We start from the raw sequence: 11,922 nt of genomic DNA, 5'->3' as shown, positions 1-11,922 counted from the left end.
CGTCAGAGGTCCAGGGCGCGCAGCACCAGGCCCGACGCCGGTTTCGGGCCGAAGGACGTCGACTTTCGGGGCATGGTGACACCCTGGCGGGCGAGGTCGCGCACGACGTCCTCGTGGACCGGGTGGAGCAGGACCGCCGTGCCGCCGTCCCGTTCCGCCTTGCGCACGGTGGCCGCCGCGTCGTGGATGTAGGCGATGTGGGCGGGGGAGTCCTCGGGCACGTGCCAGACGTGGGCGAGCAGCGTGGCGTGCAGGACGGTGGCGTCGAGGGTGCGCCAGGCCTCGGGGCGGTCGGCGGGGACCGTGCGGGTCAGCAGCTCCGGATCGGGGCGGTCGACCAGGTGGAACGTGCCGTCGCCGGCGAGCAGGAAGGCGTTGCCGGAGGACGCGGCCTCGGCGAGGGCCGTGAGGGCCTCGGGGAGCGGTGCGTCGACGTGGCGTACGCGGAAGTGGCCGTGGAGCGCGGAGAGGGCTTCCGGCACCGGCAGGCCGTGCAGGAGGCGGTGGATGGCGCGGACGCGCAGGGGGTAGCGGGCGGTGTCGACCAGGAGGACCAGGCCGTAGTCCCAGGGGCTGGGCGAGGGGTGCTCGGCGCGCAGGCGGCGGTAGGTGGCCCAGCGGTGGTGGCCGTCGGCGATCAGGGCCTGGTGGTGGGTGAGGTCGGACTGCACGCGGGCCACGTCGTCGGGGTCGGTCACGGACCAGAGGCGGTGGCTGAAGCCGTCCTCGGTGGTGGTGGCCAGCAGCGGGGGCTTCTCAACGGTCCGTTCCACGACCTCGCTCGCGGCCGCCAGGCCGTTGCCGCGGTAGGTCAGCAGCAGGGGTTCGAGGTTCGCGGAGGTCGCGCGCATCAGGTCGGCTCGGTCGGCGACGATGTGCGACATGACGTCCTCGTGCGGCAGGACCACGCCCTCCGACGGATCGGAGACCTGCAGGGCGCCGATGATTCCGCGCTGGAGCATGCCGTTGCCGTCGTGCTGTTCGTAGACGTACAGGCCGGGCTCCGGGTCGGCGGTCAGGACGCCCTCGGTGAGCCAGCGGTGCAGGGTGTCGGCGGCCTGGGCGTTGCGCGCGGCGGGGGTGGCGGCCTCGGGGAGGATCAGCCGGACGATGTTGTGCGGGTCTGCCGACTGCAACTGGTGCACGCCGTCGGGGCGTACGACGACGTCGTACGGAGGGGATGTCACGGCCGCCAGGCTGCCGACCCGGTCGGGGTCGTAGCGAAGGCCTCGGAACGGGGTGAGTTCGAGGCCTCGGCGCGTCGTCGCTTCCGGGTGACCTGCTGTGTTCATCTCGGCATCGTACGTGCGCCGCGTGTGTCAGTGGCATGGGGCATGATCGGGGGAAAGCCGGTGGACCGAGGAGCGGTGGGCAATGAGTCAGCAGGTCAGGACCAGGCCCGAGGGCAGCGGGCGGGCGCTGAGCGAGGCGTACGACACGGCGCTGCTCGACCTGGACGGGGTGGTGTACGCGGGCGGGGAGGCGATCGCGCACGCGGTCGACTCGCTCGGGACGGCCCGCGCGGGCGGGATGCATCTCGCGTACGTCACGAACAACGCGCTGCGTACGCCCGACGTCGTGGCCGCGCACCTGACCGAGCTGGGGATACCGGCGGAGGCCGGTGACGTCATCACCTCGGCGCAGGCGGTCGCGCGGCTGATCGCCGAGCAGGTGCCCGCGGGGGCGCGGGTGCTGGTCGTCGGGGGTGAGGGACTGCGGGTCGCGCTGCGGGAGCGGGGGCTCGTGCCGGTGGAGTCGGCGGACGACGATCCGGCGGCGGTCGTACAGGGGTACGGCGGGCCGGAGTTGCCGTGGGGGCGTTTCGCCGAGGCGTGTTATGCCGTCGCGCGCGGGGTGCCGTGGTTCGCGTCGAACACCGACCTGACGATTCCGAGTGCGCGCGGGATCGCGCCGGGGAACGGGGCGGCGGTGGCGGTGGTGCGAATCGCGACCGGGGCCGATCCTCAGGTGGCGGGCAAGCCACTGCCGCCGATGCACCGGGAGACGATTCTGCGCACCGGTGCGCGGCGGCCACTGGTGGTGGGGGACCGGCTGGACACGGACATCGAGGGCGCGTTCAACGGCGCCGTGGACTCGCTGCTCGTGCTCACCGGAGTGACCGACGGGCCGCAACTGCTCGCCGCGCCGCCCCAGCACCGGCCGACGTACGTCGACCGGGATCTGCGCGGACTGCTGACCGGGCAGTCGGAGGTCGTCGAGGCCGGAGCGGGCTTCAGGTGCGGTGGCTGGACGGCGGCGGCCGGGGACGGGCGGCTGGAGCTGGACGGCGAGGGGGAGGCGCTGGACGGGCTGCGGGCGTTGTGTGCGGCTGCCTGGACGGCGGCCGGGGAAGGGGTGTGCGTGCTGGACGGGGCCAAGGCGCTGGCGCGGCTGGCGTTGTAGGGGCTCGGCCGGCGCGGTCGGTGTCGGCGTTCGGCCGGCGTCGGGGCCTGGCTCGATCCGATCGGAACCTTGATCGAGAGCGAGGGTAGGCTAACCTAACTGCGTGTTGGTTGAGAGTCCCCCCGAAGAGCGCGCGGAAGTCGCCTCCGCGCCCCCAACCCGCCGGGCGATACGGTCCTTTGGGCTGCTCCTCGCCGTGCTCGTCATGGTGCTCGTCGCGTTGGCCAGCATCGCCGTCGGTGCGAAGGAGCTGTCTTTCGAGCAGGTCTGGCACGGCCTGTTCCAGGATTCGGGGACGTACAGCGACGTCGTGGTCGGCGAGCGGTTGTCCCGCACCCTGCTCGGGCTGCTCGCCGGTGCCGCGCTCGGCCTGTCCGGAGCCGTGCTCCAGGCGCTCACCCGCAATCCGCTGGCCGACCCCGGACTGCTCGGCATCAACGCCGGCGCGTCCGCGGCGGTCGTCACCGGCATCACCTTCTTCGGCGTCACCAGCCTCAGCGGCTATGTGTGGTTCGCGTTCTTCGGCGCCGCCGGGGTCGGGGCGCTGGTGTGGTTCCTGGGCGGCAGCCGGGGCGCCACTCCGGTGCGGCTCGCGCTCGCGGGTACGGCGATCAGCGCCGCGCTCTACGGCTATCTCCAGGCCCTGATGATCCTGGACGAGGCGGCGCTGGACCGGATGCGCTTCTGGACGGTCGGCTCACTGAGCGCGGCGACCGACCGCACCATCACGCAGGTGCTGCCGTTCCTGGTGGTCGGCTCGGTCCTGGCGCTCGCCCTCGCCCGCCCGCTCAACGCGATGGCCATGGGCGACGACACCGCCAAGGCCCTCGGCGCCAACCTCAACCGCACCCGGGCGCTGTCCATGCTCGCCGCCACCGTGTTGTGCGGGGCGGCGACCGCCGCTTGCGGGCCGATCGTGTTCGTCGGACTGATGGTGCCGCACGTCGTGCGGTCCTTCACCGGACCCGACCTGCGCTGGATCCTGCCGTACGCGGCCGTCCTGTCCCCGGTGCTGCTGCTCGGCGCCGACGTGCTCGGCCGGATCGTCGCGCGGCCCGCGGAACTCCAGGTCGGCATTGTGACCGCGATCCTCGGCGGCCCGGTCTTCATCTTTCTCGTACGACGGCGGAGGACGGCCCAGCTGTGACCACCAACCGTGCCAACCGTGCCGTACGGACGCCGGGCGGGCTGTCCGTGCGCCTGGACGTCCGGGCCCTCACCGTCGTCGTCCTGCTGCTCCTCGCCGCGCTCGCCGCGAGTGTGGTGCTGATCGGCACCGGCGACTTCCCGATCCCCGCCGCCGACGTGCTGAAGACGCTCGTCGGCAACGGGGACGCCGGGCAGGAGTTCATCGTCAACGAGCTGCGGCTGCCGCGGGTCCTGGTCGGGCTGCTGGTCGGCGCCTCGCTCGGCCTCGGCGGCGCGCTGTTCCAGTCCGTCTCCCGCAATCCGCTGGGCAGCCCGGACGTACTCGGCCTCGGGCAGGGCGCGACCGCCGGGGCGCTCGTGGTGATCGTGCTGTTCTCCGGCGACGCGAGCGCCGTCACCCTCGGCGCGCTGGTGGGTGGCCTGGCGACCGGGCTCGCGATCTACGTGCTCGCGTGGAAGCAGGGCGTGCACGGGTACCGGCTGGTGCTGGTCGGCATCGGCGTCTCCGCCATCGTCACCGCCGTCAACGGCTACCTGCTGACCAAGGCCGACATCGTCGACGCCGCCCGGGCCGTCGTGTGGATGACGGGGTCGCTCAGCGGCCGTGACTGGGCGCAGGTCTGGCCGCTGCTCGCGCTGTGCGCCGTCCTCGTCCCGCTCGTCCTCGCCAACGCGCGCGGGCTGCGGATGCTGGAGATGGGCGACGACGTGTCGTACTCCCTCGGAGTGCGCGTCGAGCGGGTACGGATGCTCCTGCTGGTGGCCGCGGTGCTGCTGACCGCCGCCGCCACCGCCGCCGCCGGTCCCGTCAGCTTCGTGGCGCTCACCGCGCCGCAGCTGGCCCGCCGACTGACCCGCTCGCCCGGCCCCAACCTGCTGCCGTCGCTGTGCATGGGCGCGGCCCTGCTGGTCACCGCCGACTGGGTCTCGCAGCGCGTCTTCGGCGCCGACCAGCTGCCCGTGGGCGTGGTCACCGGCGTCCTCGGCGGCGTCTACCTGCTGTGGCTGCTGGTCACCGAGCGCAGGGCGGGGCGGATATGAGCGGCCCCGCGCACCAGAACATCCAAAGGAGCACCGTGAACCGCCTGTCCGCCGAGAACGTCACCCTCGCCTACGACCAGCGCGTCATCGCCGAGCAGTTGTCGGTGGAGATCCCCGACAACTCGTTCACCGTGATCGTCGGTCCGAACGCCTGCGGCAAGTCGACGCTGCTGCGTGCCCTGTCGCGGATGCTCAAGCCCAGCCAGGGCCGGGTGCTGCTGGACGGGCAGCTCATCCAGTCGATGCCGGCGAAGAAGGTCGCCCGCACGCTGGGTCTGCTGCCCCAGTCGTCGATCGCGCCGGACGGGATCACGGTCGCCGACCTGGTGGGCCGGGGGCGCTATCCGCACCAGGGGATCCTGCGGCAGTGGTCGGCCGAGGACGAGCGGGTCGTGCAGGAGTCCATGGCGCAGACCGGGGTCGCCGAGCTCGCCGACCGCTATGTCGACGAGTTGTCCGGCGGTCAGCGGCAGCGGGTGTGGATCGCGATGGCGCTGGCCCAGCAGACGCCGCTGCTGCTGCTCGACGAGCCGACGACGTATCTGGACATCCAGCACCAGATCGACGTACTGGACCTGTGCGCGGAGCTGCACGAGGAGCAGGGGCGCACGCTCGTCGCCGTGCTGCACGACCTCAACCACGCCGCCCGGTACGCCACGCACCTCATCGCGCTGCGCGACGGCAAGGTGATCGCCGAGGGGGCACCGAACGACATCGTCACGGCCGACCTGGTGGAGCAGGTCTTCGGGCTGCGCTGCCAGGTCATCGACGATCCGGAGACGGGGACGCCGCTGGTGGTGCCGGCGGCGCGCAAGGCGCGTGCCGACCTGAGGAAGGTCGCCGCTACAGAAGTTTCCTGAGGCGGAACAGGTCCAGCAGGCTCGCCTCCACCTTGACCCGGCCCGACCCCCACGCCCTGGCGAAGTGCACCTCGCCGTCCACGAGGGCCACCAGGTCGTCGCCGGTCATGGCGAGCCGGATCTGCGCCTTCTCGCGCGGCGGTCCCTGGAGCGTCTCCTGAACCTTGATCCGCCGGTCCTGGAGGCGGCCGGCGAAGGTGACGTCCAGGTCGGTGATGTGGCAGCTCACGGAGCGGTCCAGTTCGGCGGCCGCGCGGACGTCGCCCTCGGCGTCCTGCATGTTGTCCGAAAGCTGTTCGAGCGCGGCGCGGCATTCCTCGATCGTTGCCATCGTGACCGACGGTACCGCAGGGCTTCGATGTAGCGTCGGGGCATGAACGACCCGGTTCCCCAGACGCCGGCCCCCGCGCCGGCCTCCGCGGAGGTTCCCCCGCGGGCCCCTGCCGAGGCTCCCCAGCAGGCGCCGCGGCCCGAGGACGACCCCGCCGCGCCCGCCCCGCTCGGCGTGCCCCGCGTCCCGACCGGCAACGCCGAGGTGGACGAGCGGCTGGAGCGGCTGGCCGACGCCGACCACCTGGCCACCGACGGACACGTCGAGGTGTACGAGGATGTACACAGGGGGCTGCGCGACGCGCTCACCGCGCTCGACGCCCGCCCGGGACCTCCGGCGCCCCCGTCGACGCATGGGACTAGGAGCTGAACCGAACGTGGCAGGAGTCGCACGCCGCCGTCTCGACGCGGAGCTGGTCCGCCGGAAGCTCGCGCGCTCGCGTGAGCACGCGAGCCAGCTGATCGCCGCCGGGCGGGTCAGCGTCGGCAAGACGGTCGCGACCAAGCCGGCCACCCAGGTGGAGACCGCCGCGGCGATCGTCGTCACGGCCGACGACAGCGATCCCGAGTACGTGTCCCGGGGCGGGCACAAGCTCGCGGGTGCGCTGGAGGCCTTCGTACCGCAAGGGCTGGTCGTCGAGGGGCGGCGGGCCCTGGACGCCGGGGCCTCCACCGGCGGCTTCACCGACGTGCTGCTGCGGGCGGGCGCCGCGCACGTCGTCGCCGTCGACGTCGGATACGGACAACTCGCCTGGACTCTGCAGAGCGATGAACGCGTCACCGTCAAGGACCGTACGAACGTACGGGAGTTGACGCTTGAAGCGATCGATGGGGAACCTGTGGATCTTGTCGTGGGGGATCTGTCCTTCATCCCGCTCGGGCTGGTCCTGCCCGCCCTCGTGCGCTGTGTGCGGCCGGACGCCGACCTGGTGATGATGGTCAAGCCGCAGTTCGAGGTGGGCAAGGAACGGCTGGGCAGCGGGGGAGTGGTACGGAGTCCGCAGCTGCGGGCCGAGGCCGTGTGCCAGGTGGCCGAGCGGGCCTGGGAGCTGGGACTCGGGGTGCGGGGCGTGACGGCCAGTCCGCTGCCCGGGCCCTCGGGGAATGTCGAGTACTTTCTGTGGCTGCGGGCCGGGGCTCCCCGACTGGACCCGGCCGACGTCGACCGTGCAGTTGCGGAGGGGCCGCGTTGACAGACAACCGAGCTCGTACTGTTTTCCTGCTCGCCCACACCGGACGGCCCGCGGCCGTGCGCAGCGCCGAACTGGTGGTCAAGGGCCTGCTGAGGTCCGGGATCGGCGTGCGGGTGCTGGAGGCGGAGGCGCTGGACCTGCCGCTGCCGGAGGAGGTGCAGCTGGTCAAGGAGGCGACCCCGCAGTGCCTCGACGGGTGCGAGCTGCTGATCGTCCTCGGCGGTGACGGCACGCTGCTGCGGGGCGCGGAGTTCGCGCGGGCGTCCGGGGTGCCGATGCTCGGCGTCAACCTCGGACGGGTCGGGTTCCTCGCCGAGGCCGAGCGGGACGACCTCGACAAGGTCGTCGACCGGGTGGTGACGCGGGCGTACGAGGTCGAGGAACGGATGACCGTCGACGTCGTCGTGCACAGCAACGGCGACATCGTGCACACCGACTGGGCGCTGAACGAGGCGGCGGTGCAGAAGGCCGGCGCCGAGAAGCTCCTCGAGGTCGTCCTCGAGATCGACGGGCGGCCGGTGACCGGGTTCGGGTGCGACGGGATCGTGCTGTCGACGCCGACCGGGTCGACGGCGTACGCGTTCTCCGCGGGTGGGCCGGTGGTGTGGCCGGAGGTGGAGGCGCTGCTGATGGTGCCGATCTCCGCGCACGCGCTGTTCGCCAAGCCACTCGTGACCTCGCCGGATTCCGTGCTGGCCGTGGAGGTGCTGCCGCACATCCCGCCTGGGGTCCTGTGGTGTGACGGACGGCGGACGGTGGAGTTGCCGGCCGGAGCGAGGGTGGAGGTGCGGCGAGGGGCCGTGCCGGTGCGGCTCGCCCGGCTGCACCACGCCTCGTTCACGGACCGGCTCGTCGCGAAGTTCGCCTTGCCGGTCTCCGGGTGGCGGGGGGTTCCGCACTAGCGGTTCGCCGTCGGGCGTCGGTGGGCGGGCGGCTGCGGGATCGCCGTGGCCGATCGCGCCCACGCGGCGGAGCCGCATATGGGTACAGTCCCCCGCCGCCCTGACGGCGTGCACTCGCGTGAGTGACAGGGGGGACCGGCGTCGCGCTTTCGGTGCCGGACCTCGTATGGTCGTGTCCGTGTTGGAGGAGATGCGGATACGGTCGCTCGGAGTCATCGACGATGCCGTCGTCGAGCTGTCGCCGGGGTTCACCGCCGTCACCGGTGAGACGGGTGCGGGCAAGACCATGGTGGTCACCAGCCTGGGGCTGTTGCTGGGCGGACGGGCGGATCCGGCGCTCGTGCGGATCGGGGCCGACAAGGCGGTCGTGGAGGGGCGGATCACCGTCCCCGCCGACGCCTCGGTCGCCGTACGGGCCGAGGAGGCCGGGGCCGAGTTCGACGACGGAGCCCTGCTGATCAGCCGTACCGTCTCCGCCGAAGGGCGGTCGCGGGCCCATCTCGGCGGGCGGTCCGTGCCCGTCGGGGTGCTGGCCGAGCTCGCCGACGAGCTGGTGGCCGTGCACGGGCAGACCGACCAGCAGGGGCTGCTGAAGCTGTCGCGGCAGCGGCAGGCGCTCGACCGGTACGCCGGTGACGCGGTGGCAGGCCCGCTGGCCAAGTACTCCGAGTCCTACCGGCGGCTGCGGGCCGTCTCCACCGAGCTCGAGGAGATCACCACACGCGCGCGTGAGCGGGCCCAGGAAGCCGACATGCTGCGGTACGGGCTCGACGAGATCGCCGCCGTCGAGCCGCGGGCCGGGGAGGACGTGGAGCTGGCCGAGGAGGCCGAGCGGCTGGGGCACGCGGAGGCCCTGGCGTCCGCCGCCACGGCCGCGCACGCGGCGCTCGCGGGGAACCCGGAGGATCCCGAGGGCGTCGACGCCTCGACGCTCGTCGCGGGGGCGCACCGTGCGCTGGAAGCCGTGCGGTCGCACGACCCCGCGCTGGCCGCGCTCGCCGACCGGATCGGCGAGATCGGCATTCTGCTGGGCGACGTGGCGGGCGAGTTGGCGGGATACGCCGACGACCTGGACGCCGACCCGCTGCGGCTGGCGGCGGTCGAGGAGCGGCGGGCCGCGCTGACCGCGCTGACCCGCAAGTACGGCGAGGACGTGGGCGCCGTGCTCGCCTGGGCCGAGCAGGGTGCCGCACGGCTCACCGAACTCGACGGCGACGACGAGCGGATCGGGGAGCTGACCGCCGAGCGGGACGCGCTGCGGACCGAACTGGGCGGACTGGCACAGGCGTTGACGGACGCGCGGACCGAGACGGCCGAGCGGTTCGCGGCTGCCGTGACCGCGGAGCTGGCCTCGCTCGCCATGCCGCACGCGCGCGTGTCGTTCGACATCCGGCAGACCGAGGACCCGGAGGGCGTCGAGGTCGGCGGGCGTCCCGTGGCGTACGGGCCGTCCGGAGCCGACGAGGTGGAGCTGCTGCTGGCGCCCCACCCCGGCGCGCCGCCTCGGCCCATCGCCAAGGGCGCCTCCGGTGGTGAGCTCTCGCGCGTGATGCTGGCCGTCGAGGTCGTCTTCGCGGGCACGGACCCGGTGCCGACGTACCTCTTCGACGAGGTGGACGCCGGCGTGGGCGGCAAGGCCGCGGTGGAGATCGGGCGGCGGCTGGCCCGGCTGGCGAAGACCGCGCAGGTGGTCGTGGTGACGCACCTGCCGCAGGTGGCCGCCTTCGCCGACCGGCAGTTGCTGGTCGAGAAGACGAACGACGGGTCGGTGACTCGGTCCGGCGTGAAGGTGCTGGAGGGCGAGGACCGGATCCGGGAACTGTCCCGGATGCTGGCCGGCCAGGAGGACTCGCAGACGGCCCGGGCCCATGCGGAGGAACTGCTGGAAACCGCTCGGGCGGAGGCCTGACAGGGCGTACGGTGGCGCGATGATCCCCCGCTCCGGCCGGGTGCCGAGGACCGCCTCCGTCGCGCTCACCGCCGCCCTCGCCCGCGCCGCACTCACCGCCCTGCGCGCCACCGCACCCGGCGGCCGGGAGCGCTGGGAGCGACGCAACCACGCCGGGCGGACCGTGGGGCTGCACGCCGGCCCCGCCACCGCCCTCGCCACGGCCGTCGGCGTGGGACGGATCAGCCCGCTCGCCGGAGCGGCCCTGATCGCCGTCGGCGGCTGCGGCGCGTACGACGACGTGGCCGGCGACCACCGCCGCGGCTTCCGGGCGCATCTGGCCGCGCTGCGGGAGGGCGAGGTCACCAGCGGAGCCGTCAAGCTCTTCGGGATCGGAGCGGCGGGACTGCTTGCGGGCGCGGTGCTCAAGGAGCGGCCGGTCGACAAGGTGCTGGCAGGAATCGTGATCGCCGGGGCGGCGCACTTCGTGAACCTCGTCGACGTACGGCCCGGCAGGGCCGCCGGAGCGGTCGTCGCGCTCGCGGTGCCCGGCCTGCTGTGCAAGGAACCGGGGGCGGCGGAGTCGGCCGCCGCCGTGCTCGGGGCCGCCGGGGCCGTGCTGCCCGAGGATCTCGGGGAGCGCGTGATGCTCGGGGACACGGGAGCGCATGCGCTGGGTGCGGCTCTGGGAGTGGTCGGTGCCGTGGCCGGTGGGCGGGCCGGGCTGGTCGGTCAAGCGGTCGGGGTCGTGGTCGCGGCGGTGTGCGGGGACCGGGTGAGCGGGCTCGCGAGGTCACTCGGATGAGTGACGCGGACCGGCGCGTTGCCCCGGCGTGCGGGAGCGTGTGATCCACGGCGTTGCCGGAACGGCGGTATGTCCTGGCATCCTTGGCCGGGTGCGCGGAGGACTCGCGCGGTACACCCCCTCCGCCGCATCCTTCTGTACGTTCTTCCGTGACCGTCGTGACCTTCGTGAAACCGCCCCGCGCCGAACCCAGGAGCCCCGGCCACGTGACCCCCGTGAGCAGCCACTCTCCGCACGGCCAGTCGATGCTGCGCACCGTGCAGGTGCTGGGCGGAGGCAACGCCGGCAGCAGCGCGCACGTGCGCTCACTGGCCGCGGGGCTCGTCGCGCGGGGCGTGCGGGTCACGGTGTGCGCCCCCGCCGAGGCGGAGCGCACCTACGACTTCGGCGGGGCCGGCGCCGAGCACGTCCATGTGCCGCGGAGCAGCGACCCGGGGTCGGTGGCGACGCTCCGGGCCGCCTGCACGGGCGCCGACGTGGTGCACGCGCACGGACTGCACGCCTCGTTCCGTGCCGCGCTCGCCCTGGCCGGACGGCGCACGCCGCTGATCGTGACCTGGCACGGCCGCGCCCACTCCGAGGGGGCCCGCGCCCACTTCCTGCGCATGCTGGAGCGCCGGGTGGTGCGGGTGGCGGCCGTGGTGCTCGGCACCACCTCGGACCTCGTCGACCGGGCGCGGAAGGCGGGCGCGCGCGACGCACGGCTCGCCGCCGTCGCCCTGCCGGCGCTCCGCACGCCCGACGAGCCCGAGCCACCCGATCCCGCGCGTCCCAAGGTCCGGGCCGAACTCGGGGCCACCGGACGCCCGTTGCTGATGGCCGTCGGCTCCCTCGACCCGCAGCGCGGGTACGACGTCCTGCTGGACGCCGCCCGCTGGTGGCGCCGGCTCGATCCCGTGCCACTGGTCGTCATCGCCGGTGAGGGGCCGCTGCGGGCGGTGCTGCAGCGCCGGATCGAGGACGAAGGGCTGCCGGTGAGGCTCATCGGGCGGCGCGACGACGTGGCGGAGCTGCTCGCCGCGGCCGATCTGGCGCTGCTGCCGAGCCGGTGGGAGCCGCGGTCCGTGCTGGCGCAGGAGGCCCTGCACGCGCGCGTGCCGCTGGTCGCCACCTCCGTCGGAGGTGTCCCCGAACTCGTCGGCGACGCGGCCGAACTCGTCCCGCCCGGGGACGCGCGGGCGTTCGCCGACGCCGTCGTGCGGCTGCTCGACGACCCGGAACGGCGGGAGCTGCTGCGGGAGAAGGGCCTCCGGCAGGCGGCGACCTGGCCGACCGAGGACGAGACGGTCGCTCAAGTGCTCAGCGTGTACGACGAGTTGACGCAGCCTCGGCCACTGATCTGAGCGTGACT

12 protein-coding genes are annotated in these 11,922 nt (G+C 73.6%); 10 read left to right on the top strand and 2 right to left on the bottom strand.

All coding sequences use genetic code 11. The annotated features are described in order from the left end of the window. Positions 1–2 precede the first annotated feature (2 nt). Complete coding sequence (locus IPT68_RS08130) at positions 3–1,292, bottom strand: DUF1015 family protein (RefSeq protein ID WP_189699586.1); 1,290 nt, start codon at positions 1,290–1,292, stop codon at positions 3–5. An 82-nt stretch (positions 1,293–1,374) separates the two neighbouring features. Here IPT68_RS08130 and IPT68_RS08125 point away from each other — a divergent pair, with 82 nt between their 5' ends. The 4 genes from IPT68_RS08125 to IPT68_RS08110 all read left to right on the top strand — a co-directional run bounded on the left by IPT68_RS08125 (position 1,375) and on the right by IPT68_RS08110 (position 5,453). Next, entirely contained in the window at positions 1,375–2,403 is a 1,029-nt protein-coding gene (locus tag IPT68_RS08125; protein WP_189699585.1) for an HAD hydrolase-like protein, read from the top strand. A 103-nt stretch (positions 2,404–2,506) separates the two neighbouring features. Next, positions 2,507–3,550, top strand: a complete 1,044-nt coding sequence (locus IPT68_RS08120) for a FecCD family ABC transporter permease (RefSeq protein ID WP_189699584.1) — start codon at positions 2,507–2,509, stop codon at positions 3,548–3,550. After that, positions 3,547–4,593 carry a FecCD family ABC transporter permease gene (locus tag IPT68_RS08115; RefSeq protein ID WP_189699583.1) on the top strand — a complete coding sequence of 349 codons (1,047 nt, stop codon included), beginning with the start codon at positions 3,547–3,549 and terminating at the stop codon, positions 4,591–4,593. Before IPT68_RS08120 ends, IPT68_RS08115 begins: the two co-directional genes overlap by 4 nt. After that, a complete protein-coding gene (locus IPT68_RS08110; protein ID WP_189699582.1) occupies positions 4,590–5,453 on the top strand; it encodes an ABC transporter ATP-binding protein in 864 nt (287 codons plus the stop codon). Before IPT68_RS08115 ends, IPT68_RS08110 begins: the two co-directional genes overlap by 4 nt. Here the strand turns inward: IPT68_RS08110 and IPT68_RS08105 are convergent. Then, complete coding sequence (locus tag IPT68_RS08105) at positions 5,437–5,784, bottom strand: SCP2 sterol-binding domain-containing protein (protein WP_189699581.1); 348 nt, start codon at positions 5,782–5,784, stop codon at positions 5,437–5,439. The two genes, IPT68_RS08110 and IPT68_RS08105, sit on opposite strands and share 17 nt — an antisense overlap. Positions 5,785–5,826: 42 nt before the next feature. Between IPT68_RS08105 and IPT68_RS08100 the strand changes: the two genes are divergently transcribed. From IPT68_RS08100 to IPT68_RS08075, 6 genes are all read left to right on the top strand, one after another. After that, positions 5,827–6,153: a hypothetical protein gene (locus IPT68_RS08100; RefSeq protein WP_189699580.1), complete on the top strand. Its 327-nt coding sequence runs from the start codon at positions 5,827–5,829 to the stop codon at positions 6,151–6,153. 7 nt (positions 6,154–6,160) lie between these two features. Next, positions 6,161–6,976, top strand: a complete 816-nt coding sequence (locus tag IPT68_RS08095) for a TlyA family RNA methyltransferase (protein WP_189699579.1) — start codon at positions 6,161–6,163, stop codon at positions 6,974–6,976. After that, positions 6,973–7,878, top strand: a complete 906-nt coding sequence (locus tag IPT68_RS08090; protein WP_189699578.1) for an NAD kinase — start codon at positions 6,973–6,975, stop codon at positions 7,876–7,878. Before IPT68_RS08095 ends, IPT68_RS08090 begins: the two co-directional genes overlap by 4 nt. A gap of 166 nt (positions 7,879–8,044) precedes the next feature. Then, a complete protein-coding gene (gene recN, locus IPT68_RS08085; protein ID WP_189699577.1) occupies positions 8,045–9,787 on the top strand; it encodes a DNA repair protein RecN in 1,743 nt (580 codons plus the stop codon). 19 nt (positions 9,788–9,806) lie between these two features. Further along, positions 9,807–10,571 carry a hypothetical protein gene (locus tag IPT68_RS08080; RefSeq protein ID WP_189699576.1) on the top strand — a complete coding sequence of 255 codons (765 nt, stop codon included), beginning with the start codon at positions 9,807–9,809 and terminating at the stop codon, positions 10,569–10,571. Positions 10,572–10,777: 206 nt separating this feature from the next. Further along, complete coding sequence (locus tag IPT68_RS08075; RefSeq protein ID WP_189699575.1) at positions 10,778–11,914, top strand: glycosyltransferase family 4 protein; 1,137 nt, start codon at positions 10,778–10,780, stop codon at positions 11,912–11,914. Positions 11,915–11,922 lie beyond the last annotated feature (8 nt).

The organism is Streptomyces chromofuscus, from assembly GCF_015160875.1.
Classification (GTDB): Bacteria; Actinomycetota; Actinomycetes; order Streptomycetales; family Streptomycetaceae; genus Streptomyces; species Streptomyces chromofuscus.
This window is presented reverse-complemented; position numbering and strand designations above follow the sequence as displayed.